22 protein-coding genes are annotated in these 25,021 nt (G+C 56.7%); 11 read left to right on the top strand and 11 right to left on the bottom strand.

Translation table 11 applies throughout. The features are described from left to right. Nucleotides 1–30: 30 nt before the first annotated feature. Complete coding sequence (locus ACFQDM_RS10125) at nt 31–831, bottom strand: hypothetical protein (RefSeq protein ID WP_377378649.1); 801 nt, start codon at nt 829–831, stop codon at nt 31–33. Between the two features lie 166 nt (nt 832–997). Continuing rightward, complete coding sequence (locus ACFQDM_RS10120; protein ID WP_377378647.1) at nt 998–2,398, bottom strand: DUF2254 domain-containing protein; 1,401 nt, start codon at nt 2,396–2,398, stop codon at nt 998–1,000. Between the two features lie 288 nt (nt 2,399–2,686). On the opposite strand from ACFQDM_RS10120, the gene folE reads away from it, so the two are divergent. Both folE and hisI read left to right on the top strand, forming a co-directional pair. Continuing rightward, a complete protein-coding gene (folE, locus tag ACFQDM_RS10115; protein WP_377379129.1) occupies nt 2,687–3,301 on the top strand; it encodes a GTP cyclohydrolase I FolE in 615 nt (204 codons plus the stop codon). Between the two features lie 18 nt (nt 3,302–3,319). Next, complete coding sequence (gene hisI, locus ACFQDM_RS10110; protein WP_377378645.1) at nt 3,320–3,703, top strand: phosphoribosyl-AMP cyclohydrolase; 384 nt, start codon at nt 3,320–3,322, stop codon at nt 3,701–3,703. 3 nt (nt 3,704–3,706) lie between these two features. On the opposite strand, the gene ACFQDM_RS10105 is transcribed toward hisI, so the two are convergent. Together ACFQDM_RS10105 and ACFQDM_RS10100 are read right to left on the bottom strand one after the other, a co-directional pair. After that, complete coding sequence (locus ACFQDM_RS10105) at nt 3,707–4,369, bottom strand: RluA family pseudouridine synthase (RefSeq protein ID WP_377378643.1); 663 nt, start codon at nt 4,367–4,369, stop codon at nt 3,707–3,709. A gap of 37 nt (nt 4,370–4,406) precedes the next feature. Next, nucleotides 4,407–6,158, bottom strand: a complete 1,752-nt coding sequence (locus ACFQDM_RS10100; protein ID WP_377378641.1) for an alkaline phosphatase D family protein — start codon at nt 6,156–6,158, stop codon at nt 4,407–4,409. Between the two features lie 380 nt (nt 6,159–6,538). Between ACFQDM_RS10100 and ACFQDM_RS10095 the strand changes: the two genes are divergently transcribed. The 3 genes from ACFQDM_RS10095 (at nt 6,539) to ACFQDM_RS10085 (ending at nt 9,483) form a co-directional block, all read left to right on the top strand. Beyond that, a complete protein-coding gene (locus ACFQDM_RS10095; protein WP_377378639.1) occupies nt 6,539–7,156 on the top strand; it encodes a TetR-like C-terminal domain-containing protein in 618 nt (205 codons plus the stop codon). 70 nt (nt 7,157–7,226) lie between these two features. Beyond that, nucleotides 7,227–8,282, top strand: coding sequence for an RluA family pseudouridine synthase (locus ACFQDM_RS10090; RefSeq protein ID WP_377378637.1), 1,056 nt, complete (start codon nt 7,227–7,229; stop codon nt 8,280–8,282). A gap of 124 nt (nt 8,283–8,406) precedes the next feature. Beyond that, the gene (locus ACFQDM_RS10085; RefSeq protein WP_377378635.1) at nt 8,407–9,483 is read left to right on the top strand and encodes an Acg family FMN-binding oxidoreductase; all 1,077 of its coding nucleotides are present in this window, start codon (nt 8,407–8,409) and stop codon (nt 9,481–9,483) included. A 12-nt stretch (nt 9,484–9,495) separates the two neighbouring features. Here the strand turns inward: ACFQDM_RS10085 and def are convergent, their stop codons facing one another. Then, entirely contained in the window at nt 9,496–9,996 is a 501-nt protein-coding gene (def, locus tag ACFQDM_RS10080; RefSeq protein WP_377378633.1) for a peptide deformylase, read from the bottom strand. 171 nt (nt 9,997–10,167) lie between these two features. Here def and ACFQDM_RS10075 point away from each other — a divergent pair, with 171 nt between their 5' ends. Then, nucleotides 10,168–10,791: a superoxide dismutase family protein gene (locus ACFQDM_RS10075; protein ID WP_377378632.1), complete on the top strand. Its 624-nt coding sequence runs from the start codon at nt 10,168–10,170 to the stop codon at nt 10,789–10,791. Between the two features lie 6 nt (nt 10,792–10,797). On the opposite strand, the gene ACFQDM_RS10070 is transcribed toward ACFQDM_RS10075, so the two are convergent. After that, on the bottom strand, nt 10,798–14,238 hold the full coding sequence (locus tag ACFQDM_RS10070) for a hypothetical protein (protein WP_377378630.1): 3,441 nt from the start codon (nt 14,236–14,238) through the stop codon (nt 10,798–10,800). 68 nt (nt 14,239–14,306) lie between these two features. Beyond that, nucleotides 14,307–14,675 (bottom strand): MmcQ/YjbR family DNA-binding protein, encoded by a 369-nt coding sequence (locus ACFQDM_RS10065; protein ID WP_377378629.1) that lies wholly within the window; start codon nt 14,673–14,675, stop codon nt 14,307–14,309. A 178-nt stretch (nt 14,676–14,853) separates the two neighbouring features. On the opposite strand from ACFQDM_RS10065, the gene ACFQDM_RS10060 reads away from it, so the two are divergent. Beyond that, nucleotides 14,854–15,351 carry a YciE/YciF ferroxidase family protein gene (locus ACFQDM_RS10060; protein ID WP_377378627.1) on the top strand — a complete coding sequence of 166 codons (498 nt, stop codon included), beginning with the start codon at nt 14,854–14,856 and terminating at the stop codon, nt 15,349–15,351. A gap of 26 nt (nt 15,352–15,377) precedes the next feature. Beyond that, the gene (locus ACFQDM_RS10055; RefSeq protein ID WP_377378625.1) at nt 15,378–15,821 is read left to right on the top strand and encodes a PA2169 family four-helix-bundle protein; all 444 of its coding nucleotides are present in this window, start codon (nt 15,378–15,380) and stop codon (nt 15,819–15,821) included. Nucleotides 15,822–15,872: 51 nt separating this feature from the next. On the opposite strand, the gene gltB is transcribed toward ACFQDM_RS10055, so the two are convergent. From gltB to ACFQDM_RS10040, 3 genes are all read right to left on the bottom strand, one after another. Then, a complete protein-coding gene (gene gltB / locus ACFQDM_RS10050; protein ID WP_377378623.1) occupies nt 15,873–20,402 on the bottom strand; it encodes a glutamate synthase large subunit in 4,530 nt (1,509 codons plus the stop codon). Between the two features lie 80 nt (nt 20,403–20,482). After that, nucleotides 20,483–21,931, bottom strand: coding sequence for an NAD(P)-dependent oxidoreductase (locus ACFQDM_RS10045; protein ID WP_377378622.1), 1,449 nt, complete (start codon nt 21,929–21,931; stop codon nt 20,483–20,485). Nucleotides 21,932–22,091: 160 nt separating this feature from the next. After that, nucleotides 22,092–22,289 carry a hypothetical protein gene (locus tag ACFQDM_RS10040; protein WP_377378620.1) on the bottom strand — a complete coding sequence of 66 codons (198 nt, stop codon included), beginning with the start codon at nt 22,287–22,289 and terminating at the stop codon, nt 22,092–22,094. Between the two features lie 240 nt (nt 22,290–22,529). Here ACFQDM_RS10040 and ACFQDM_RS10035 point away from each other — a divergent pair, with 240 nt between their 5' ends. The 3 genes from ACFQDM_RS10035 to ACFQDM_RS10025 all read left to right on the top strand — a co-directional run bounded on the left by ACFQDM_RS10035 (nt 22,530) and on the right by ACFQDM_RS10025 (nt 24,464). Beyond that, nucleotides 22,530–23,390, top strand: coding sequence for an undecaprenyl-diphosphate phosphatase (locus tag ACFQDM_RS10035; RefSeq protein ID WP_377378618.1), 861 nt, complete (start codon nt 22,530–22,532; stop codon nt 23,388–23,390). Between the two features lie 43 nt (nt 23,391–23,433). Continuing rightward, on the top strand, nt 23,434–23,844 hold the full coding sequence (locus ACFQDM_RS10030; RefSeq protein WP_377378616.1) for a hypothetical protein: 411 nt from the start codon (nt 23,434–23,436) through the stop codon (nt 23,842–23,844). 68 nt (nt 23,845–23,912) lie between these two features. Continuing rightward, on the top strand, nt 23,913–24,464 hold the full coding sequence (locus ACFQDM_RS10025) for a 2OG-Fe(II) oxygenase (RefSeq protein WP_377378614.1): 552 nt from the start codon (nt 23,913–23,915) through the stop codon (nt 24,462–24,464). Here ACFQDM_RS10025 and ACFQDM_RS10020 read toward each other — a convergent pair. After that, nucleotides 24,461–24,898, bottom strand: coding sequence for an OsmC family protein (locus ACFQDM_RS10020; protein WP_377378612.1), 438 nt, complete (start codon nt 24,896–24,898; stop codon nt 24,461–24,463). The genes ACFQDM_RS10025 and ACFQDM_RS10020 overlap by 4 nt on opposite strands. Nucleotides 24,899–25,021: the final 123 nt, after the last annotated feature.

Below are 25,021 nucleotides of genomic sequence, written 5' to 3'. Positions count from 1 at the left end.
CCGCCTTTCATTCGAAACCAAGTGCAGTTTTTACTGCGAAACCATCTTCATCGTAGTGTAATCGACATCATGCCAGAGATCGCCGGACGTCTCGACGAACATCAGAAAATCGTCCGACAGGATCTTCCAGAAGTTCCAGCCACCATCATGCATACCAAGCGGTCCGCAAACCGCCGGAGGCATATCCGGGTCGAGGTTATCCATTCCCTCTTCCGACAGACGGACAACATAAAGTCCATCGCCATCCGTATGGAGTTCACAGCCTTCAAAGCTTTCTTCAGACGCCACAGCGTCAAGCTCCGCACGCTTCAGAATGCTCTCTTCAGCTGAGAGGCCGTCAATCGTCGTATAGATATATCCGACCGGATAAGGATCAGCAGATCCGTCCGTGCCATCGCCTACAGAAGAGGCCGACAAAGCAGATTTCACGAGCAGAACATCAGATCGGTGATTGCCGATCGCGATTTCCAGTTTGCCCGTCACGCCTTCGCACTTCTGCGCCATGTAAACCAGATACTGATCGACCATTGGGGACGCTTGCGGAACCCACTCACAGGAAGGATCAGCGAGCGCCATAGGCTCATGATCTGCAGCAAGGTCCATATGGAGCAAGGCCGCGCTTGCGCAGAGCTCAGTGCCCTCGATAGGCAGAGAATCATCCTTGCAGAGGGAGACCTCATCGGAAGACATTTCCGTCTCTTCCTTGACTGGCACTTCGACACCGGAAGCGGTTTCGGCTGGGGTTGGCTCTGGCGCTTCCTGGCCCTGGCAGGACGCAGCAGCAAATAAAGTAGAGATAAGTAATGTGGACGCTAGTTTCTGCATAATCATGGCAATCCCCCTCGTTATGCGCGGGGCTAGAACTAGTTAATCTTTTGGAAAAAGTACATCCAAATTTAGTAGTAAATCTAATTTTTAAGACAGCTCATAAAACGTGCTGATCTGCAAAGAAGCCGTTTTACTGCGGTGCAAAAAGCGGCTTTCCGTAAAGTTCATGTTACTTCCTCAAAACAGTCTGGCGAAGACGTTTTCGCCAGCCTGCCTCGCCGCCCTCTTTGCTCTCTTCGGTGATACGCGCGAGCGTTTTCAGGGAGTCCAGCTCCTGACGGGAGAGTTCTGCTTCAGCGATCTCGAAAAACTCCTGACGCTGCTTTTCCAGATAGGGAACGAAGCGTTCATCAAGGCGACCGCGTATTTCGTCCAGCACACGGATATAGCTGCGCCCTGCAACCACATTCCGCGCGGCAAAGGGGACAATCGAGCCAAGGCTTGCACGTAAAAGTTCGGGCAGCCCAACCGTCGGCGAAAAGACCCTTGGCTTGCCCTCATCATCCATCCGCAAGGGGCTCAAAGGTTCACGCTGGCCGAGCAGGCCAATACCAGCCCCCAGCCAGTTCATCGCCGTGATAGCCGTCACCGGATCATTAATGCCCGGCGACAGCGCCCGCATCGCAATCTCTGCAAGCTCCTGGGAGAGAAACTCAATGTCCTGAAGCTGGGTCCGCATCGCACCAACAGATATCGTGTCAGACAGATCGTCGAGCACGTCTTCGCCAACCTCATCATGACTGCCAAGCACGCGCATCAGCTCATCGCCCTTGGCAACAAAGTCACCCGGATGGCGAAGTAGCACGATCTGGAGCTTCTGTTCTTTGGCCGTCTCGATCAGGCTGTCTGCGTCAATCACACGGATATAGCCGGTCTGGCTTGTCACGACAGGCTGCGACTTCGACGCCGTCAGCACCGTTTTTCGAAACGTCTCACACGCCTTGTCATCCGGGCGTTCGTGCGCCGCCTCTCCAAGCGCTATCGGAAAACGATCATCCAGCCGCTGGCACAGCTCTTCACCGATCTGGGCGACGATCCGGCTGACATGGATAGAGCGCGGCACATGGTGGATGAAATAGATGAGAACAGCGATCGAACAGATCGCAAGGGCCAGGGCGCCGAGCAGAGCGACATGCGGCACAAAGCTGGAGGCAGATTCATCGCTGGCCGACGCAGGAACCGACTGCACGGCCCGCAAGACCATGAGACAGTAGAGGAAGGTTGCAATGAACGTCCCGAGCGTCACCTGATTGGCGCGGTCGCGCATGAAAGTGGTCAGAAGGCGCGGACCAAACTGAAACGCCGCATTGGAAACCGTGACCAGCGTAATGGAGAAGACCACACCAGCGACCGTCACCATGGAGCCTGCGAGTGTCGACAACACTTCACGCGCGCCTTCCGGCTGGTTGTCGAACAGCCAGCTCATCCAGTCAGGCCCCTGCCCGTCCAGTGACGCATCAAACTGGATTGCACAGAAACTCAGGACGATCGCACCGACCGCCATGATCGCCGGAATGAACCAATAGCTGGTCCGGATATCGTCCAGCGTATTGAGAAGAAAACTTTTCACGCAATGCCCCGATCAAACATAAACCAATTACGCACCTGAAAACGTTCAGTTCCTGCTTTCATGAAATATGCGCACTGGAAAAATTTCGGTGAAATAATCCCGAAAATTCACATGAGCGTGAAATCCGTTTCCCCCACGATAGCGTAGACAGCTTGGCAAAGGGAAGGTTTATTCCCTATATAGCGACCAACACAGCCCTGAGGGTTTCACTCGGGCGGGCGTTAAGTCCGGGCATGATTGCCTCGGCTCGACCCTCGTCCCTCAGACATAGGATTTTTCTCCATGGCAATGGATTCTATTACAACGCCTGGCTCTTTCGAGCGCACAGAACCTGTTAAACGCCCAACCCGCGAAGAGGCTGAAGAAGCCGTTCGCACACTGCTTGCCTGGGCTGGCGACGACCCACGCCGCGAAGGCCTGATCGACACGCCAAAGCGCGTCGTGAATGCCTATAAGGAATGGTTCCAGGGCTATGAAGAAGACCCGGTCAAATACCTGTCGCGCACATTTGACGACGTTCAGGGCTATGATGACCTCGTCATGTTGCGTGAGATCGAAGTCGAAAGCCATTGTGAGCACCACATGGCGCCGTTCCTTGGCAAAGCTTATGTCGCTTATCAGCCAACCGAGAAAGTCGTTGGCATTTCCAAGCTCGCACGCGTGGTCGAGATCTTCTCGAAACGCCTGCAAACTCAGGAAACCATGACCGCTCAGATCTGTGACGCCATCACGGAAAGCCTTGCGCCAGCAGGTTGCGCGGTTCTGATCGACGCCAAGCACCAGTGCATGACGACCCGCGGCGTTCACCACCCGAACGTCTCGACGATCACGACACAGTTCACAGGCGTTTTCCGGACAGACGAAGACAAGCGTAACCGCTTCTTCCGCCTTGCCGGTAAATAAGACAGGGGCCTTTCGCCCATGACATTTGCATCCCCGTTAAAGGGAAAAGAACAGGACGAAACCGCAGCGTTTCGTCCTCGTTTCGATTCAAACGGTCTCATCGCCGCTATCGCTCAGGATGCTGAGACGGGCGACGTTCTGATGCTGGCCTGGATGAATGCCGAGGCCCTGCAGGCAACCATTGAAACCGGCCGCGCCACATACTGGTCCCGCTCGCGCGGTGAGCTCTGGCGCAAGGGCGACACGTCCGGCCATATTCAGGAAGTTGTCGAGCTTTATGTCGATTGCGATCAGGATGCCATTCTGATGAAAGTCCGCCAGACGGGAGCCGCCTGTCACACCGGTCGAAAAGGCTGTTTCTATCGGCGGGTCGATGGTCAGGATAAACTGACCTTTCAATAAGGCTCAGAAGTCAGCTTCGGACTTATACTGAAGGGGTTCGCCGGTGGCGGGGTGCTGAAACCCCAGATATCCCGCATGCAGACAGAGCCGGTCGCGCGCAGACATGCTCGCTTCGCTGCCATACCAGCAGTCACCAAGAATGCCGTGGCCAATCTCCGCCATATGGACACGCAGCTGGTGGGTACGTCCGGTGATGGGAATAAGCTCGACCCGGGTCACGTTATCCTCGCGAGACAGCACGGACCATTCTGTACGGGACGGTTTCCCAAGCTCGAAATCGACCTTCTGTTTTGGGCGGTTGGGCCAGTCCTTGATGAGCGGCAGCTCGACCCATCCGGAGTCTTCGGCCATCACACCGTGAACAAGCGCCGTGTACTTCTTGTCCACCTGCTTGCGCTCAAACGCTCTGGAGAGACTGCGGTGCGTTTCTTCATCCCGGGCAAAAACCATCAGTCCCGAAGTATCCATATCGAGGCGATGAACAGTCCGCGTTCCGGGAAATGCGACGTCCAGGCGTAGCGCCAGACTGTCTTTATGCTGCTCAAGCCTGCCCGGCACGGATAAAAGACCCGCGGGCTTGTCCACGATCATCAGCCAGTCATCCTGATATAGGATCGGCAGCGGATCGGTGGCAGGGGGCTGATAAAGCAAAGGCGACGAGGTCATCTCGCCGCCTATACGCGTTGGAAGCTGTTTTGCAAACTCAGACGGCTTTGAGTTTGCTCACGCCCTTGTCTTCAGGTGTGGCTTCGAAGCTCGCCACCAATTCAGTGGTGTATTCCTTTGCTTCGATGGTCGACACTTTGTAGAAGTCCGCCTTCGCCTTGTCTTTTGTCAGGGTCAGCAGCGTGAAACCATTGCCGAACGGGTCATGCCAGACCACATCCTCGTTTGCTTCTGCGAACATCTCGCCCAGACCTTCGATTGGCAGGTATTTGCCCATGCCCGGCGAGGTGATGGATGTGCAGCCAAACTCGACACCGGTCGATTTGCCAGAAGCGTCATGCATCTCGTTCGCCCAGGCCGTGTGCGTGTCGCCTGTAATCGTCACGAGGCGTGCACCGGCCGCTTCAGACGCCGCAAAGAGGCGCTCACGCGCCGCCGGGAAGCCGTCCCAGGCATCAAGGTTGAATGGCAGGCCCATGGCAGAAAATGGGATCAGCATCTGCGCATAGCCTGCTGGCAGGGCCGAAAGCTGTTCTGGCTTCAGCGTTTTGGAGAAATCAGGCAGTCTGACAGAGGCCATGATCACCTGATTGACCAGAACCTGCCAGGTTGTATTCGCCTCAACGGACGCTTTGAGCTTCTTGGCGAGCCAGTCTTCCTGAACCTTGCCAAGCATGGTGCGACTCGGGTCAGCGACTTTCTGAGAGGTCTCAGCCACTTTGGCGGGGATGTTGGCAGGCTCGACACCGCTCAGCTCGGTCGTCCATGAAATCTCATCGGAACGGCCAAGCAGGCGCGATTCCAGCATGAACATGGAAGCAAGGTCACCAAACTGCGCACTGCGATAAATCGCTTCCTGTGCGCGACCCGGCTTAGGGTCACGTACCGGCATCCATTCGAGATAGGCCTGAACAGCACGTTGCTTGCGTGCGGTCCAGTCGCCTTCACCATTGTCCGGATTGTGGTTTTCCGCGCCCGTCCGGTAGGAGTTGTTTGTGCTCTCATGGTCGTCCCAGGTGCAGTACCATGGCACATTCTGGTGTGCGGCCTGCAGATCCGGGTCTTTCTTGTAGAGCGCGTGACGCAGACGATAGTCTTCCAGAGAGACAATCTCGGTGACCGGATCAACACGGCGACCAAGACGTTCAGCGTTCTCACCGCCATACCCGTCAATGCCATACTCATAGATATAGTCGCCAAGGTGCATGACCGCGTCGACATCATCCCGCTCAGCAATCGCGCGATAGGCGTTGAAATATCCGAACGGATAGTTCGAACAGGAGACAACAGCCATAACCAGCTTGTCGCCGCCCGTTTTCGGCAAGGTGCGCGTCTGGCCGATTGGCGATGAGACCAGGCCGTCCGGCGTCTGAACGCCGAACTGGAAGTAATAGCTTGTGTCCGGCGTCAGCGGCGCCTCTTCACCCAGATCGACCTTGATCGTGTAGTCACGCGACTGGCTGGTTTCGAGATCAATGATGGTGACCGCGTCGCCAGAAAGCTCAGACGCTTCCAGCGCAGACTTGTCCGTCGCAACGATCAGGCGAACCGGAATCGGCGCGGTTACATGGCTCGCCGGCGTGACGCGGGACCATAAGATCACGCGATCCTGCAAGGCATCTCCGCTGGCAACACCATGATCGAAACTGACAGCCACATCCGTGCTGGCGAGGCTCGCAATGCCTGCATCTGCTCCGAGTGCTGCGTCTGTCGTTGCACAGCTCGCAAGGCCAACGCCCCCTGCGGCACCCGCAAACAAACCAAATGCGCGACGTCTTGAAATATCCATTTTGCCCAACTCCCGATCCGAACCGAAGTGAGCCTTGCCTAACGCACAGATGCAACACGTTTGTGACGCTCACGTCAGTTATTTTGACGATGTTCGCCAGCCGGGCCAGCCCTGCCGCCGCAAATTATTTTACAAAAAACTGAAGCAGTTAACCCAATCTTCAGCGGTATGGTAATTGCGCAACAGATCGATGCAGATACCTGATATACTTGAAGTTATATTTTCGAATCATGCCCCCAAAGGCCGAAACGGCCCTTCGGATATATGACATTTCGTCCACAAACCGGGAACCGAGCGACGGAGTCGTGTGTTGAGGCCGTAATACACGAAAACAATAGAAGAACTCTCGGACGGCATGTGCGGTCTAAGGGGCAAGAGATATGCTAGATACAACTTACGAACCGATCGTCGAATTCAAACCGCGCAGTGTGCGTAACGAAATTATCCGTGGGGAAGCCTCCCGCAACCGTGTCATGGCTGCTGCCCGTCAGGAACTGGTCGAGCAGGGCTGGAAGAATTTCAGCCTCGAAGAGGTTCTGCTGCGTTGTCAGGCAACCGAACAGGACATCGAGCAATGGTGGTCAACACCGGCTGCGCTGGTCGTCGAAGCCGCGTTCGAAGTGGTTGAAGACCCGGCGCCCATGATTGCCGGCCCTCTGGATGTAAAACTTGCGCGCTTTGTCGACCCGCTGATCGAGGTCGCTCGCACAAGCGAAGGAGCATACCTGCTGCGTTGTGCGCTCCTGGCTGCCTCGGACGATGCCCAGGCCGGCGCCGAGTTCCGCAACTATTTCAACATTCACTTCCGCAAGCCGCTGAAAGCGGTGCTTGCTGAAGCGTCCACGCGTGGTGAAATCCGCCGTGACTATGACATTGATATCTGCTGCGAGCTGTTGTTCGGACCAATCTGGCACCGTCTGGTCATCATGCGCTCCCCGCTACCGGAAGTCACAGCACGTCGTGCGGCCCATGGTCTGATCGCATCTCTGCGCGGATAATCCGTCTGCGATCTGTATTGGCAGAAGAAGACCATTTCCATTTTGGCTTTTTCTCCATACATGTGGGCGCATGTCCACAACCCACACATATACGGTAGACGCCGACGCCGCTGGCACGCGACTTGATCGCTGGCTGTCCGAGCAGGTTTCAGAACTGTCCCGCTCGCGCATGAAAAGCCTCATTGAGGACGGTCAGGTCTCGGCAAGCCATGACGGCAAGATTGATCCGAAATACAAGATCAGCGAAGGCGAGACCTATACGCTCGTGCTGCCGGACCCGGAGCCTGCAACGCCCAAGGCGCAGGATATTCCGCTGGACGTCCTGTTCGAGGATGAGCATCTCATCGTGATTGCAAAGCCCGCCGGCATGGTTGTCCATCCGGCGCCCGGCGCATGGGATGGGACCCTCGTCAACGCCCTTCTGCATCATTGCGGTGATAGCCTGTCCGGCATTGGCGGCGTGGCGCGCCCCGGCATTGTGCATCGGCTCGACAAGGACACTTCCGGCGTCATGGTGGTCGCCAAGTCAGAGCTTGCCCATACCGGGCTCGTGGCGCGCTTTCAGGCGCATGACATGGACCGGCGCTATCTCGCCATCACACGCGGGGCACCGCGCCCGCTGCTTGGCCGTATTGAGACGCGCATTGATCGCGACTCCGGTGATCGCAAGAAAATGGCTGTGGTCCGCGAAAGCAAACGGACCGCTTCCGCCGACTGGCACGAACCCGATGGCGATGGCTATGTGGAGCGCGGCAAGCACGCCATTACCAATTACAAAACCGTCGAAACCTTTGGCATGCTGGATGAGAAATCCGCTCTGCCCGCCGCAGCCCTCGTCGAGTGCCGTTTGGAAACGGGGCGCACCCACCAGATCCGCGTACACATGGCCCATATTGGCGCCCCGGTTGTCGGCGACCCTGTCTATGGCAAGTTCAAGGGCCTGAAAGCCTTTGGCGATGGCGAGGCCTTCCGCGAAGCAACCACAGCGGCCCGCGCCTTCAAACGCCAGGCGCTACACGCCTATATTCTGGGGTTTGATCACCCGGTTACGGGCGAGGATCTTTATTTCGAACAGCCCCCGCCTGAAGATATGGCCGAACTGATCGAAAAACTGCGCGGGATGTAGCTCATCTACTCAGCCTGATACATTTTGCCCGATTGCATGAAAGCCCGGTACTCCGCAAAAATAGGAGCATAACCGCGCACGCGGCCTATTATCGGGGGTGAACAACGTGCTTTCACGCCGAACAATGCTGATTTCTGGACTGGCCGTCGGTGCGGCTGGTGCAACCGGCTATGGGCTCTGGCCCAAGCTTGGACGCTATGAAGAAACAGTCGCGCAGCAAAGGACGCTTCTCTCTACCAATCCGGCACTTTCCGATCTTGTGGGCATGGCAATTCTGGCCGCCAATGGCCACAACACCCAGCCTTGGCGGTTTTATCTCGACGAACAGCGCGTGCAGATCCTGCCTGATTTTTCTCGGCGGACGGCCGTGGTCGATCCGGATGATCACCACCTCTTTGTCAGCCTTGGATGCGCCGCCGAAAATCTGAAAGTCGCCGCCACACAACACGGTTTCGAGCCAAGGCTCCGATTCATCGACTCGCATGAACCAGGCCTCGAAATCTCGCTCGATCCTAATGGCATAAAGACATCGCCGCTCTATCCAGCCATTCCGCTGCGCCAGTCAACGCGTTCCGTTTACGATGGCGCGCCAATCTCCGCTGAGGACCTTCAGCGCCTGAAAGATGCCGCAAGACAGGATGGCGTCTCCATGCTGGTATTCGAGGACCGCGCCGATCTGGAGACCATTCTCGAAGCCGTCATCGCCGGAAACAGCGCGCAAATGGATGACCCTGCGTTTATATCAGAGCTGCTGAGCTGGTTGCGCTTCAGCCCCGATCAAGCGCTGAAAACAGGAGACGGCCTGTTCACCGCGAGCTCTGGCAACCCGGTCCTTCCAAGCTGGATCGGAGAGCGGATGTTCAAAGCCTTTTTCACCAAGCAATCGGAAAATGATAAATACCGCGACCACGTTCGATCCTCGTCCGGTATCGCGATTTTTATTGGCGACGAGCAGACCCCCGAACACTGGGCGCGTGTGGGTCAAAGTTTTCAGCGCTTTGCCCTGCAGGCAACATTGCTGGGCATCCGTACCGCACACCTCAACCAGGCGATCGAAGTGCCCACCGTCCGCACCCAATTTGCAAGCTGGCTCGGCGCAGGGGCCAGGCGTCCCGATCTTGTGGTGCGATTTGGCAGAGCGCCCACCCTGCCAATGTCTTTGAGGCGGCCGGTTTCGGATGTCATCATCCAGCGGGCCTGATTGACGGAGTCCCTATCTCCGCGACAGTTTTTTCGATTTCTTGATCAGCATGTCACGCTTCACCTTGCTGAGGTGATCGAAATACATTTTGCCATTCAGATGATCGATCTGATGCTGCACGCTGGTCGCCCAGAGCAACACGAAGTCACGCTCTTCTATCTCGCCATCCGCATTCAGAAAGCGCACAGTGACCGCACGTGGACGCGAGATTTTCGCATGCACTCCCGGCAGGTTCGGGCTCGCCTCATCATACTCGCGATCTTCAATAGAGGCGTGCAGGATTTCCGGGTTGGCCATACAGACCGCTTTGCCGCGCTCCTGCGAGGCATCGACGACTGCGAGGCGTTGCATCACGCCAATCTGGTTTGCCGCAAGTCCCACACCCGGCATGGCTTCCATTGTATCGATCATATCGGTCCAGATCGCACGGATCTCATCGGTGATCTCTGTCACCGGCTCTGCAGGCGTGCGTAAGCGTTTGTCTGGCCATGGAAGGCAGGTGCGAACCGTCATATCGGGGGTGTTCCTTGCGCTGACTGAGTGCGCGGTTGTGCGATGGGTCTTTTACCGGATCAAGATAGTAAATTTGCAAATGACTTGCAAAACACCTGTCCTTTTGAATTAACCTCAGTCAATCTGGAACCACCGGGATTGTTACCCATTTCCTCTGGGAAGGAGACCCAAATGACATCTAGATTTCTGATTACCGCCGCTTCTGTTTCTGCGCTCATGCTGTCGGCATGTGGTGAAGCGCAAACGCCAACGACGGAACCGGAGACAACACCGCCGCCAAGCGAAACGATGACGCCATCGCCGGAAGAGGCCATGGCACCAGAGGCTGAAGGCACAACGAGCCTGCCAAGCATGATGAATGCGCGCGCGTCCATCGTCGGTGATGAAGGCGAGGAAATTGGTACAGCCAATATTCTCGAAGGTCCAAACGGCGTGCTTCTGCGCATCACCCTGAACGAAGGTGCGCTAACGCCGGGCTGGCATGGCCTTCACCTCCACCAGAAAGGCGATTGCTCTGACACGGGCGAGTTCAAGCTCTCCGGCGGCCATGTTGGCAAGGTCGATGGCGGCCACGGCCTTCTGAACCCGGAAGGTCCTGAAGGCGGCGACATTCCAAACATCTGGGTCGCAGCAGACGGCTCAGCTGGCTATGAAGCCTTCACCACGCTCACCACAGGCGCGTCCCTGATGGACGCTGATGGTTCGGCCATCATCATTCACGAGAATGAAGATGACCACATGACCCAGCCAATCGGCGGCGCCGGTGCCCGCGTTGCCTGCGGCGCAATCGAGTAGGCGCGCCTACTCCATCTCTTTACGCATCTCGCATAAGACATCCTTCGGGTAGTCTTCTGCGAGATAGGATTCGAGCAGCTCTTTTTTGAGTTGCTCGACATTCCCGATGCCTGACAGACCTTCCAGACCAGCCATCTGGTGATCAACCAGGGCTGCAATGTCGGCTCGACTCATCCCGCAACTTCCGAAAGATCCCCCCTGCGCCGAAGACTTGGCTTCAGGCGCTTTCGCAATGGTTTCGTCCTGCGAGCGATCTTGTGTCGGAGCGGCGGGCTTCGGTTTGGCTTCAGAAATGACCGGCTCAGCCCCCTGCGGTTCCTCCGCAGGCGCGAGGATGTCTGCGTCAACCGGCTCCTCCTCGACAGGTTCAGCCGCTGTCGCCCGCGCGGCAAACGCCTCACTCGGCATACGCGCAATCAGCTCTTGCGTCCCGGAGAAGACTTCCAGTGTCGCAACCTGCTCGAGGTCTGCGGCGGACATGGACAGCGCCGCCTCGAGCCGGAAGGCACGCAAACGCCCATCCTGAGCCGTCGCTGGCAAATCGAAGTCCTGTGCCGCGATGACCTTGCCTGCTTTATCCAGGGCGCGAAGCTGCAAGACATCAGCTGCGCCATCCTCCAGCTCGACACTCGCGGGCAATGTCCAGCCTTTCATCACGATCGGATTGAGGGGCGCGAGCCAACCGGCATCGGTCGCGAGCAAGCTCAAGGAGACGCCCAAGGCGGTTTCCGCGTCTTCCTGCTCCTCAAGTGCAGGATAATTATATCGCAGGACCGGGAAGATTTCCTGAGCCCGCGCTCCTGCCTGATAGAGCGAATTGGTTTTCCGCCAATTGAAAAGCTCCAACCGGAATTTCGAGCTCTCGGAACCTTCAGCATACGGCCCGTAATACTGCGGATTGCCAGAATAAGGCGCGCGCAAGGCCTTCAGAATTTGCCGATACTGATCGTCCGGCAAGGCCGAATTATAAGGCCTCACCAGCACGTGATACATCATCGGATAAAGCGAGGAATGTTCTGAATTGCCGTCCTTGCTCGAACGGTAAACAATTGTGCCATCAGAGCGACGGAACATGGCATCAATGTCCGGCCAGAGGATATCCTGGCGCGACAGCTGATTGTTGATGCGGGTCTGCTCTTCTGCCTTATCAAAATCATTTGGCACATGCGCGAGCCCGAAATCGTGTCCGATCTCATGCGCAAAGGCGAGCCCGATACGCTCCATGATTTTGGGTTCAAGCGTATCAACGCCCAGGATCAGGCCGCGCGCACGCAACGCGTTGTTCGTCGACGCTTTGGCACCGCCCCATCGCCATGGCACGACTAGTGTGCAGATCTCCAGCCCGCGGCAATTGGGCAGAACCTGATTTTCATGGGCCGCTGCGAACTGGTTCACAATCGTCTTGTTGATCTCATCGGCCGATATGCCCACAGCCCCTCTCACAAAAGCCTGCGTGTTCAGCCAGATACTGATGTTCACATTACCGCCATTCTGCATGGAAGCGCTGTTCACCGGTAGATAGTCTGACAGTGTTTCGGAAATGACGGAGCCGCGCGCAATCACCTCTCTGGCCAGCTGCGGTGTCTTCTCGTTTGCCGCGCGAAGATAATCGGCAATAGAGGTCAGCGTTCTGGCCGCGTCCGGTTTTGCCTCATCGCCCTGTAATTCCCCATCCTTCGAAATCTGATCAGGAAACAGTGCCGCGATGGCGTCATCGATCGCATCAATATTCACACGTGCCGCATAAACCTTGATCGGCAGACGGATCGGCTGTTTCAGAATTTCCGTGGGTCTGTCGGCTCCGATTTCGGTGCTCGGCGGCTCGGCCCCTTCAATCGCGGAGGTGAAGTTCGCCGGCGTGACCCTCGCTGCGAACAGGCGGCGGCCGTCACCTCCACCTTCCTGTGGACGCGGGACCCAGCCCTGGCTCAGCGCCTTGTTATATCCCAGTCTTCGATCTTTTTTCGTGATCAGATCAGCGCGTGTTGCGACATAGGAGGTCTCGGTAAACCCGATTTCCGGCAGATTGCCTGTGGCCTCACTTCGCACACTCACATCGAGGCACATATTCGGGGCGAGTTTTTTCGGTTCGTTTCCGAGATTGGATGATGGGTAAGGCAGATAGGTTCGGGCGAAGGTTTCCTTGCCCGGCAGCACAGGCTGATCGCGCACGACCTGGTAAATGCCGAGATCAACGTCCCGCCTGAAGACAGAATCCAACTGAACGCCAGCTTCGGCCGGCGCTGTCTGGAACTCAAGCTCCAGATCCTCAGGCAGTATATCCTTTTTGCCATAGCCTGTGAGACCGGCTTCACCCCCGGCGACCCGAACACGGTAACGACGCAGTGGCTCCAGTCTGGTGCCCGGAGACATGATCAGACTGGTGTCATTCATGACTTCGAATGGCGCATTGACCGGCTGATAGCTATCAGGTCCGGTTTCGATCTCCAGCGTCACCGAACGGGCAATCGTGCTGGCCTTGATGTCTGTCGTAAAGTCGAACTGAACCAGCGGATTAACCGGATCATTGTTTGTGCAGGCGAAGGCAGAACCATCCGGCTTGAAGTGGGTTTCAGGCTCCGGAAAGGCCTTGATGAAGGCGAAGGTCTCTTCCTCCGGCGGGTCGCCGACATGGATATAGCCTTTCGCCGCCGTCAACGGACAAGCGGGTTCATCTTCATGCTCAAGGCGGCCCTCAAACTTCAGGACAAAACTTTCCGGACGACCGTCAACAATCTGCGTGACAGGAAAATAGCGTGAGTAACAGGTCAGGCGGACGAATTCATTCCATGGCACCGTGCGCGCATAGGGGTTTGCCGAGCGGCCTCCAATCTGCGTCATCATTTTCAGAGCCTGCTGAATCTGCGCATCCGGCAAGCCACGCTCGCGATATTCCTTCTCCTGCTCTTTGTACGGAGGGTCATTGGGCGTGATCGTGTAGCCAAGCTCGTTCGAGGCATCGCAGGTCGGCGCCGGGATCAGAACACCATCGCCCGCCAGTCCTGCAGGATACCCTTCCTCAGGCCAGACACCCGGCTTGCCGATCAGAGGTTTGCCATCACGGATCGGCATATAAAAAGCGCCCGCCCAGTGCGTGATCGTACCGGAGGAGTAGAGATGCTGGGAGTGTGGTGGCTGACCGTTCTGGCCCGTTGTTTTGCCCGTTCGCACAAATGTCAGCGTGATATCGCAACTGGCAGACGTCTGGCTGGGCGCCGCCCAGCTTGTCGAGATTTTGGCTGGCACCTGAAGCAGGAGCTGATCGCTCTCGCCATTCTGGCCCGGGACGCGCGTGACATCACTGCCCTTGGGAAGCTTCTTAATGTCCACACCGAATGCTTCGAGAATGGCGTCCCGTGATTGCGGGTCAGATTGCGCTGACGCCGCCCCCAAAGTTGCAAGACAAAGGCCAGCCGCTGCAAGCGCACCAAGCAAATTCAATTTCATTCCCGGAAACTCCCACCGATCAGATCACTTCACTCACGCAGTGGGTGCAGGAAAGCGGACAATTGGGTTCAGGTCTCCAGCAGCCCCAGTTCTCTCTGTAATTTCTTCGTCAGCCCCCGCCCGACAATGGTGTAGCTATCGGAGATATAGCCAAGCAGCTCCTCGTCGCTCATCGCGGCGTCGGAATATCGCTGAATCCAGCTCATCCCGCGCGAGGCAAGATGCGGCGCGCCTTTCAGGCCATCGCGCTCCTTCAGTATGTCGAACCCCATGCGTGAGACCTTGAAGGAGCAGCGCGCAAGCGTCTCTCCATCATCGCATCCGCCAATCGCATACACTTTGCCGCCGATCTTCCAGACATGAGACCCGCCCCATTGCACGACATGGGTTGAATGCGCGAGCGACTGACAAAATGCATTGTATTCAGAAAGCGTCATGACCGTCCCCTCCTCCGGCCATAATAAGCACCTGCGAACGCAGACAAGCCAGACCTGTTCCCGAGAATATCACTGTTTTTAGGAAGTTTAATGTCCGCTTTTGACGGAACAGTTCCCCGAGTCCTTCCGTTGTTGAAGTGTAGTTAGAAAAACAGGTTCAAAAAGGAAGGAGGACCCCATGACTATCTCTAATTTGACCGACGTCTATATTGACCAACTTCAGGACGTATACAGCGCCAACAATCAGGCGATCAAAGTCACTGAGAAGCTGGCGGAAAAAGCGCACAATGAAGAGCTGAAAGAAGCCCTCGAACGCGGCGCAAAAGGCATTCGTGAAGGCCGCGACGTGATCGAAGGCATTCTGAAAGAGCATGATGCTGATCCAAAAGGCGAATTCTGCTTCGGCATGGAAGGCGTTGTAAAAGAAGCTCGCAAGCACGCCCTCGACGCCGAAATCAAGGATGACGATGCACGCGACGCCGTCATCATCACCCAATACCAGCGCATGGCCCATTATGGCATTGCCGGTTATGGCTGCCTGACGGCTTTCGCACGACGCCTCGGCCTGATGTCAGATGCGCGTAAAATTCAGGAATGCCTGGATGAGACCTATGGCGGCGACCGTCTGATGACGAGCATTGCCATGGGCGAAGTGAACAAAAAAGCCGCCGCTTAATCGGCGCCTGAAAAAGGATTGAGCCGATGAGTAACGTAGATATTTGTGCCCTGAACCATGTCACCCGTACGCTGATTGATAGCAGTCGGGGATATGAGATGGCTTGCGAAATGGTGGATGAAAACAACATTCCGCTGCGTCGCAAACTGATTGATCGAGCTGAAGAACGACGCCGCCTTGTTGCGCGCTGTCAGTCCGAAGTTCGCATTCTGGGCGGCGATCCGGAAACGGATGGAGGAATGGTCGGAAACATACACCGTGCTTTCACCCGTTTCTCTTGCCTCTTCCAGGATGACCAGCACGCCGCTTTCAGGGCGATTGACGATGGCGAGGAATTTCTGATCGACGATGTCGAGGACAAGCTGAAAAAGCCGGACCTTGACCGACGAACACGACAAATCCTCGAGGCAATCTGCGAATGTGCTCGTGAAGGTGAAGACTTCGCACACAAACTCGCAAAAGCCGCCTGATCTCATCGGCAGATCAAAAAAGGGCAGCCACTGGCTGCCCTTTCTTATGTCTTATGCAACGACCGCCGCATCGTCCGAGAGAGGATGCTCGAGGCGGGATTTCACCTCATGCGGAACGATCTGCCAGAAATGCGGAAGTTCGACTTCCCACTGATCCAGGATCGTCATCGCGCGGCGAGAACCGGTACGCTCATAATGGCTTGTGACCATTTCCTTGAGCACGCTCTCCCAATGCGCAGACTGGATGCGGTTCCAGCCGATTGAATCCGGGTTCACAACCTTTTCGAACCGGTTGGTCGGGTCGTAGAGGAAGGCCATGCCGCCGGTCATACCTGCGCCGAAATTGTCACCAACTTCACCCAGGATCGCGACCTTACCGCCGGTCATGTACTCACAACCGTTCGAACCACATCCCTCAATCACCGCTGTTGCGCCCGAGTTACGAACCGCAAAGCGCTCTGCTGCCTGACCGGCTGCGTAGAGATAGCCCGACGTCGCACCATAAAGGCAGGTATTGCCGATGATCGTGCTTTTCGACGCGTCCATCGCCAGATGCGAGAACGGCTTCAGAATGATGGTCGCGCCTGACAGGCCCTTGCCGACATAGTCGTTGGAGTCACCGATGACTTCCAGCGTCAGACCCTTCACCGCAAACGCACCGAGCGACTGGCCAGCCGACCCGCGCAGAGACACCCAGAGACGGTGTTCCGGCAGCTCGTCATTTCCAAAGCGGCGAACGATTTCCGATGATGCCCGCGAGCCAATCGCGCGCTGGACGTTTTTCACGCCATAAGCGAGCTGCATTTTCTCACCGCGATCAAAGAATGGCTGCGCGTCACGCAGGATCTGGTGGTCGAGCGTTTCCGGCACTTCGTTACGGTGGGTTGGCTTGTACGTGATCGGACGATCCTGTTCGACCTTGACCAGAAGCGGGTTCAGGTCGAGGTCGTCGAGGTGCGCTGCACCACGGGACACCTGTGTCAGCAAGTCCGTGCGGCCAATGACTTCATCCAGACTGGAGAAACCAAGCTCGGCCAGAATCTCACGGACTTCCTCAGCCACAAAGCTCATCAGATTGACGACTTTGTCCGGTGTACCGGTGAATTTCTGACGCAGGTCATCGCGCTGTGTACAGACGCCAACCGGGCAGGTGTTGGAGTGGCACTGACGTACCATGATACAGCCCATCGCCACGAGGGACGCCGTACCAATACCATATTCCTCAGCACCCAGCATGGCCGCCATGACGATATCACGGCCCGTCCGCAGACCACCATCGGTCCGCAGTGTGACCTGATCGCGCAGATTGTTCAGCGTCAGCACCTGATGGGCTTCAGCGAGGCCAATTTCCCACGGCAGACCGGCAAACTTGATCGATGTTTGCGGTGAGGCACCTGTGCCGCCCACATTGCCCGCGATCAGAATGATATCCGCTTTCGCCTTGGCGACACCGGCTGCAATCGTACCGACACCGGAACGGGCAACCAGCTTCACACAGACCCGGGCAATCGGGTTGATCTGCTTCAGGTCATAAATGAGCTGCGCGAGATCCTCGATCGAGTAGATGTCGTGGTGCGGCGGCGGAGAAATCAGCGTCACACCCGGCGTTGCGTTCCGGAATTTCGCGATCATTTCCGTGACCTTGAAGCCCGGAAGCTGTCCGCCCTCACCCGGCTTCGCACCCTGCGCAACCTTGATTTCGATCTCACGGCACTGGTTCAGATACTCAGCTGTGACACCGAAACGACCGGATGCGACCTGCTTGACAGCAGAGTTCGGGTTGTCGCCGTTTGGCAGCGGCTTGTAGCGATCACGATCCTCGCCGCCTTCACCGGAGACAGACTTCGCACCGATACGGTTCATCGCGATGTTCAGCGCACCGTGCGCCTCTGGTGACAGAGCCCCCAGTGACATGCCTGGCGTCAGGAAGCGCTTGCGGATCTCGTTGATCGACTGAACTTCATCCAGCGGCAGAGAGCGGTCAGACGGCTTGAAGTCGAGCAGATCGCGGATCTGCACCGGCTCATGCTTCTGAAGGTTCTGCGAGTACGTCTTGTAAAGCGCGTAGCTGCCGGAATCGCAGGCCGCCTGGAGCTGGTGAATGGACGCACCATCCAGCGCGTGACGCTCACCTGCGCGGCGAATGCGATAGAAGCCACCGATTGGCAGGGTGATGACGTCTTCATCATAAGCCTTGCCGTGGATTTCGACAGCCTTCTTCTCAAGACCGGACAGACCGATACCGGAAATCCGGCTCGTCATGCCTGGGAAGTAGTCAGCGACAAGTGCGCGAGACAGGCCCAGAGCTTCGAAGTTGTAGCCACCGCGATAGGAGGAGATGACCGAAATACCCATTTTGGAGAGGATTTTCAGCAATCCGGCTTCAATCGCTTCCTTATGGCGGCGCACACAGTCATTTAGTGACAAGTCACCAAACAGACCGCGGGCATGACGCTCGGCAATGCATTCCTGAACGAGATATGCGTTCACACAGGTTGCGCCGACGCCGACCAGTACGGCGAAATAATGCGTGTCGAGGCATTCAGCCGAGCGAACCGTGATCGAACAGAATGAGCGAAGCCCCTGATTGACGAGGTGTGACTGCACAGCACCTGCGGCCAGGATCATCGGGCAGGCAACCTTGTCTGGTCCCTGGAACTCATCTGTCAGAACGATGTGTTCATGACCGGAGCGAACCGCGTCTTCGGCTTCCTGCTGGATGCGATCCAGCGCCTTGCGCATGGCTTCACCTGAAGACGTTTTCAGAGATGCTGGTGGCTCGAACGTACAGTCGATGACGCAGACGCGGTCACCAATGACGTTCATCAGGCGCTCATACATGCCGTTGGACAGCACAGGGCTGTCGAGCACGAACACGTCGGTCTGTGTGGCATCAGATGCCAGAATGTTACCGAGGTTCTTGAAGCGCGTTTTCAGCGACATCACCCGGTCTTCCCGCAGCGGGTCAATCGGCGGGTTGGTGACCTGAGAGAAGTTCTGACGGAAGAAGTGCGACAGCGGACGGTAGGTGTTTGAAATCACCGCCAGCGGCGAGTCATCGCCCATCGAACCGATGGCTTCCTTGCCCTCTTCCACCATAGGCGCGAGGATAAGTTCCATGTCTTCCATGGAGAAGCCAGCCGCCACCTGACGGCGACGCAGCTCTGCCTTGTCAAACTTCACAGGCTCTTCGCCCGGACCGATCATCGGATCGAGTTCTTTGACGTTCTCGAGCCATTCAAGATACGGGTTCGCCTCAGCGAGCTTATCGACGATTTCATTGTGCTCGTAGAATTTGTTTTCCTGCAGGTCCGCTGCAATCATGCCACCCGGACGCACACGACCTTTGCGCGTGATGTTCTCTTCATCGAGCGGGCACATGCCGGATTCAGAACCGACGGCCAGAATATTGTCTTTCGTCAGCGCGTAGCGCATCGGGCGCAGACCATTCCGGTCGAGGCCTGCAATCGCCCAGCGACCGTCATAAGCAGCAATCGCCGCCGGGCCATCCCAAGGCTCCATCACGGAGTTTGCATAAGCGTAGAGCGCGGCGTGGGAGTCCGGCATGATGCTATCACGCTTGGACCAGGCTTCCGGCATAAGCAGGGCTTTGGCCATCGGCGCAGGGCGGCCCGCTTTCACAAGAATCTCGAACACGGAGTCGAGTGCAGCAGAGTCCGAACCGCCGCCCGAAATCACCGGCTTCAGATCTTTCTCATGGCCTTCAAAGGCATCCGCGACCATGCGGATCTCATGGCTTTTCATCCAGTTCGTGTTGCCACGAACCGTGTTGATCTCACCATTGTGTGCCAGCATGCGGAATGGCTGAGCCAGCCACCATTGCGGGAAGGTGTTGGTCGAATAGCGCTGGTGATAGATCGCAACCGCAGACACGAAGCGTTCGTCTTTCAGGTCCGGGAAGAAGCGATCAATATCCTCGGCAAGGAACATGCCTTTATAGATCAGATTGCGCTGTGAGAGCGAGCAGACATAGAAGCTTGGAATGTTCGCTTCACGTGCGCGGCGCTCAATCCGGCGGCGACAGATGTAAAGCGCACGCTCCAGATCAGCAGCCGAACGATCCTGCGCATCATAGAACAGAACCTGCTCGATCTCAGGACGTGTGTCATTCGCTTTCTGGCCGATGACAGACGGGTCAATCGGCGGCTGGCGCCAGCCATAGATATAGAAGCCGAACTTCAGGATTTCGTTTTCGACGATTGTCCGAGCCGCTTCCTGAGCGATCAGGTCCGTGCGTGGCAGGAACATCTGACCGACACAGATCGGCGCTTCACTCGGATTGTGGCCAGTCCGTGCAACCTGCTCCTTGAAGAAGTCCTGCGGCACGTCCACACGAATACCTGCGCCATCGCCTGTCTTGCCGTCCGCGTCGACCGCACCGCGGTGCCAGACCGCTTTCAGCGCGCGCACGCCCATTTCAACGATTTCACGACGCGGCTTGCCATCCAGAGCCACAACAAGACCAACGCCACACGCGTCATGCTCGTCTTCCGGATTGTAAGCCTGCGCGTCGATCAGCGTCTGGCGATCTTTGAGATATTTGTCGATGGAGTTCGTCATTGTTCTGTTTCTCCGGCAAACCGAGCCAGTTTGTCTTCTGGCGGCGTCAGCAGATCAGGTGCGACGCCGCGTGTTTGTTCTTATTCCGCGGCGACGGGTGCGAGTTCGGCTGCTTTCTTCTGAAGATACTCATGCATCTTCTCAGCAGCGTCGCGGCCATCCTTGATCGCCCAGACGACGAGTGACGCACCGCGGACAATGTCACCGACCGCAAAGACGCCATCAATGCTGGTCATCATGGTCGAATAATTGATGCGGACAGCCCCCCAGCGGTTCACCGTGAGCGCGTTCTCGTCAAACTTGATCGGCAGATCTTCCGGATCAAAACCGAGCGCCTGAATCACCATGTCGGCTTCGAGGTCGAACTCAGAACCCGGCACTTCTTCAGGTGCCTGACGACCGGAGGAATCCGGCAGGCCGAGGCGCATGCGGACCGCTTTCACCGATGACACCTTGCCACCATTGTCAGCAATGGCTTTCGGCGCAGCGAGCCATTCAAACACCACGCCTTCTTCCTCGGCATTGGTCACTTCGCGCTGCGAACCCGGCATGTTCTCGCGGTTCCGGCGATACAGACAGGTGACCGAGCTTGCGCCCTGGCGGATGGCGGTGCGGACGCAGTCCATCGCCGTGTCGCCGCCACCAATAACAACGACGCGTTTGCCCTCGGCATTCAGCTGTCCATTGTCGAATGCCTCGACCGTGTCGCCAAAGCTCTTGCGGTTGGAAGCTGTCAGATATTCCAGAGCCGGATAGACGCCATCCGCGCCTGAACCCGGCATGGTCAGCGCACGGCCCTTATAGACGCCCGTTGCAATCAGCACCGTGTCATGACGCGCACGCAGATCATCAAAGCTCAGATCCTTGCCGATCTCGCAGTTGAGAACGAACTCAACACCGCTCTCTTCGAGACGCTTGGTACGGCGCTCAACGACATATTTTTCCAGCTTGAAGCCCGGAATACCATAGACGAGCAGTCCACCAGCGCGGTCATAACGATCATAGACCGTCACTTTATAACCCTTGCGGCGCATCTGTTCGGCAGCCGCCAGGCCACCCGGTCCCGCACCGATCACGCCAACGCTCTGATTACGCTCTTTCGGTGGTATGATCGGCTTCACCCAGCCCTTATCCCAGGCTGTATCCGTGATGTATTTCTCGACCGCACCAATGGTCACCGTGCCATGGCCGGATTGTTCAATGACGCAGCTGCCTTCGCACAGACGATCCTGCGGGCAGATGCGGCCACAGATTTCCGGCATGTTGTTTGTGCCGGAAGACACTTCGAACGCTTCTTCCAGTCGACCTTCCGCTGTCAGCATCAGCCAGTCGGGAATATTGTTCCCGAGCGGGCAGTGTTGCTGGCAAAAAGGCACACCGCATTGAGAGCACCGTGAAGACTGTTCCTGAGCCTTGTCCGCGATGTACTCACGATAAATCTCGTGGAAGTCATCAGAGCGGTCATCAGCTGCACGCTTCTCTGGTGGCGTCTGGGCGGTGGAAACGAACTTTAGCATCCGCTTCGTCATGGGCATCTCCTAGTTTCGCGCGGACCATATGAAATCAAAATAGCCCACGCAAGGAGATAATCATCCATCATATATCGATATGATACATGATGGATCGATATTGCAAAATATTCTCCTCAAGATGAGAAAGTGTCGCAATTTTTAAATATCACAATGATACTTATGCCTGTTCGGAGCTTTGTTTCCGGGCTGGGGTGAGGTGATTCAGCGGATAAAACGCCTCTTCCGTCCAGTGTGGGCTTTCGCCAGGCACGCCATATCGGGATGACCGTCTCTCTGGAATATGCAGCGTTCCGAACATCCAGTCAAAGAAAGCGAACATCAGCACGTCATTTCGACAGCGCGACGTACCAGACATACGGCGCGAGGACTTCAAGAAGATATTCTTTTGATCTGCCGCCTGCCTCACGCTTGCCATCATCACACGCAAAGGAACTGTCTCTCTCCTGCAGCCAGACGCGTCATCGGAGATGTTTCAACGATTGTAAGAAGCCTGATTGATCGGCAACCCTGAATATCAATGGCAGATTAACCACCTCCCTCTTTGCGCAGGCAAAAAACGAGGCTAACGACAAACGGTCCTGCCCCCGGAGCCCTCATGTCCATCATCCAGCTCATCTTCATTTCACTCATTCAGGGCATTACCGAATGGCTCCCCATCTCCTCTTCCGGTCATGTCCTGCTGGCATCGAGCTATTTCGGCTTTGCGACACGCGACGAATTGCTGATCAACGCCATGGCGCATGTCGGCACCCTTTTTGCGGTCCTTTTGTATTTCTACAAGGATGTCGGACGCGCCATTGCAGGCGGATTTGAGCTTGTCGCGGCACCCGCCACGAAAAAATCCCTGAGCGATAATGGCCGGCTTGCCGCGCTGATCCTGATCTCGATGCCGATTGCTCTCGCCATCGCCTTTCTGCACGAATTGCTTCTCACGGAAGACATGAAGCATGCTCTTCGCAGCGTGTGGACGGTCGCAGCCTCCACATTCGTCTTCGGTTTGGTCCTCTGGTGGGCGGATACGAAAGGCAAGAACGAGAAGTCGCTGCAGGACATGTCGCTGATGCAGGCCTTGCTGATCGGCGCGAGCCAGGCCATCGCCGCCGTAATCCCCGGAACAAGCCGATCCGGTATCACCATGACGACCGCACGCTGGTTCGGCTTTGAGCGAACAGAAGCGGCCCGCTTCTCCATGCTCATCGGCGCCCCCATCCTCGCTGCGGGCGGCGCCTATGCCATTCTGGAACTTTTGACGGCAGACGATACCGCTGGCGCCGCGCATATGTCAGACGGGCTGATCGTTGCCGGCCTGTCTTTCGTCTCCGGCTATGCCTCCATCTTCGTTCTGATGGCGTTGCTGAAGCGGATCAGCTTCCTGCCCTTCGTGATCTACCGGATTTTTCTGGCTATCGCCCTTCTTCTCTTCTCGCCTTTGGCACTCGGATGGATTGGCGCTTGATTTTATCGTTTTGCGATAATATGTTTCCGTAAAGGAGAAAACAATGCAAGCCAGCCTCATCCGTCTCGCGCACTGGAAAATCGATATCAAGCTGATCAACGGCGAAACCATGCACCTTCTGCAATGGCGTCGCCATCTGACACATGACGAAGTGCTGCTGAACGGAAAGCTTCAGCAAACGAGCCACGGTATCTGGGGTCGCGAAACCATTTACGGGCTGGCCTTCAAGACCGGTGAAGACGAAAACATGCGTGAAGACCGCGTGATGCTGGTCGTCGATGCAAGCCCGAACTCCATGAAATGGATGGGCTCTGGCGACATGGCACCGGGCGGCGTTCGCGTCGAGAATGCAGAAGGTCCTCTTCTCGCATTCGGCACGCTTGATGAGCGCGCCTATGACAAGCCGGGCGATTTCAATGAATGGCTGAAACGCACGCTGGGCATGCAGTGGTAGCGGTTTGCACCGGCGATCGTCTCGGCTAGGCTCTCTGTGCAGACCATTGCGCAGGGGGCGAAAGGCGCATGCCGAGACTTTACCGCATCTATGAAGACCTGATTGACCCGAAGCTGTGTGACCAGATCGAAATGGTCATTTTCGGCTTCCAGTTTCCCTGGAATTTTCACGCCAACACGAATTACTCGACCGGCGAAACACAGCCGGACGATGTTCCTCAGTTCACGCATGGATTCTATCGTGACGATCAGATCGCCTCGCAGGTGATGGGAATCCCGATGGAGATCATCAAGCCTTTCGGTCTGGAACTGAAAGACCTCTATCGTGCCAAAGCGAATATGGTGGGCTGGGAAAAGTCACCCAAAACACACCCGCCTCACACCGATGACGATTTCGACCACTATGTCATTCTATACTATGTGAATGACAGTGATGGTGACACCGAGCTTTACATTCCCGGCGAGGAGATCGTCCGCATCACACCGAAAAAGGGGCGCACGCTGGTGTTTGACGGCAAGCTGAAGCACGCCTCGGCCTCACCGGTCGAGACGCGCTATCGAGCCGCCATCAATATCAATGTCAAAGCGCATGTTCCACGCGCTCAGGTCGGGCTGGATTAAGCCAGCGTCGCGTCGAGCGTGATCTCGACACCGGCGAGGGCCTTGGAAACCGGGCAACCGGTTTTCGCCGTGTTGGCGATTTCCATGAACTTGTCCTTGTCGATACCCGGCACGCTGGCTGTCAGCGTCAGCGCACTTGAGGTGATTTCGAAACCACCGCCATCAGCAGACTCCACGCTCACATCCGCCGTCGTTTCGAGCTTTTCTGCCGGCGTCTCATTCTTGGCGAGCAGTGCCGACAATTGCATGGTGAAACAGCCCGCATGCGCCGCTCCGATCAGCTCTTCCGGATTGGTGCCCTTCTTCCCGCTCTCGTCTTCGAAGCGGGCTTCAAAGCTGTAAGGCTGACCGTCGAGCACGCCCGATTGTGTGGTGATCGAGCCCTTGCCTTCCTTGAGTGTGCCGCTCCAGATCGCACTTGAATGCCGTTTCATGGGATCTCCTTTTTGTTTCCTGACAAACCAACGTCGCGTTGGCAGGCTCGTTCCACGTCTCGCAAAAGCGTGAAAATGACCGCGAATTCAGGTGTCCGGACACGTTTTTACTGGCATCCTGAC

The organism is Ponticaulis profundi, assembly GCF_042659465.1.
Taxonomy (GTDB): domain Bacteria; phylum Pseudomonadota; class Alphaproteobacteria; order Caulobacterales; family Hyphomonadaceae; genus Ponticaulis; species Ponticaulis profundi.
The sequence above is the reverse complement of the archived record's forward strand: the minus strand, read 5'-3'. Positions and strand labels throughout refer to the sequence as shown.

Coding starts and splice junctions, on each gene's coding strand:
- ACFQDM_RS10100 (WP_377378641.1), bottom strand. CDS start 6,158: ATGGATATTTCAAGACGTCGCGCATTTGGTTTGTTTGCGGGTGCCGCA.
- ACFQDM_RS10040 (WP_377378620.1), bottom strand. CDS start 22,289: ATGTCTGGTACGTCGCGCTGTCGAAATGACGTGCTGATGTTCGCTTTC.
- hisI (WP_377378645.1), top strand. CDS start 3,320: ATGACATTTGCATCCCCGTTAAAGGGAAAAGAACAGGACGAAACCGCA.
- ACFQDM_RS10030 (WP_377378616.1), top strand. CDS start 23,434: ATGCAAGCCAGCCTCATCCGTCTCGCGCACTGGAAAATCGATATCAAG.
- ACFQDM_RS10105 (WP_377378643.1), bottom strand. CDS start 4,369: ATGACCTCGTCGCCTTTGCTTTATCAGCCCCCTGCCACCGATCCGCTG.
- ACFQDM_RS10095 (WP_377378639.1), top strand. CDS start 6,539: ATGCTAGATACAACTTACGAACCGATCGTCGAATTCAAACCGCGCAGT.
- ACFQDM_RS10035 (WP_377378618.1), top strand. CDS start 22,530: ATGTCCATCATCCAGCTCATCTTCATTTCACTCATTCAGGGCATTACC.
- def (WP_377378633.1), bottom strand. CDS start 9,996: ATGACGGTTCGCACCTGCCTTCCATGGCCAGACAAACGCTTACGCACG.
- ACFQDM_RS10025 (WP_377378614.1), top strand. CDS start 23,913: ATGCCGAGACTTTACCGCATCTATGAAGACCTGATTGACCCGAAGCTG.
- ACFQDM_RS10090 (WP_377378637.1), top strand. CDS start 7,227: ATGTCCACAACCCACACATATACGGTAGACGCCGACGCCGCTGGCACG.
- ACFQDM_RS10070 (WP_377378630.1), bottom strand. CDS start 14,238: ATGAAATTGAATTTGCTTGGTGCGCTTGCAGCGGCTGGCCTTTGTCTT.
- ACFQDM_RS10060 (WP_377378627.1), top strand. CDS start 14,854: ATGACTATCTCTAATTTGACCGACGTCTATATTGACCAACTTCAGGAC.
- ACFQDM_RS10075 (WP_377378632.1), top strand. CDS start 10,168: ATGACATCTAGATTTCTGATTACCGCCGCTTCTGTTTCTGCGCTCATG.
- ACFQDM_RS10125 (WP_377378649.1), bottom strand. CDS start 831: ATGATTATGCAGAAACTAGCGTCCACATTACTTATCTCTACTTTATTT.
- ACFQDM_RS10020 (WP_377378612.1), bottom strand. CDS start 24,898: ATGAAACGGCATTCAAGTGCGATCTGGAGCGGCACACTCAAGGAAGGC.
- ACFQDM_RS10065 (WP_377378629.1), bottom strand. CDS start 14,675: ATGACGCTTTCTGAATACAATGCATTTTGTCAGTCGCTCGCGCATTCA.
- gltB (WP_377378623.1), bottom strand. CDS start 20,402: ATGACGAACTCCATCGACAAATATCTCAAAGATCGCCAGACGCTGATC.
- ACFQDM_RS10055 (WP_377378625.1), top strand. CDS start 15,378: ATGAGTAACGTAGATATTTGTGCCCTGAACCATGTCACCCGTACGCTG.
- folE (WP_377379129.1), top strand. CDS start 2,687: ATGGATTCTATTACAACGCCTGGCTCTTTCGAGCGCACAGAACCTGTT.
- ACFQDM_RS10085 (WP_377378635.1), top strand. CDS start 8,407: ATGCTGATTTCTGGACTGGCCGTCGGTGCGGCTGGTGCAACCGGCTAT.
- ACFQDM_RS10045 (WP_377378622.1), bottom strand. CDS start 21,931: ATGACGAAGCGGATGCTAAAGTTCGTTTCCACCGCCCAGACGCCACCA.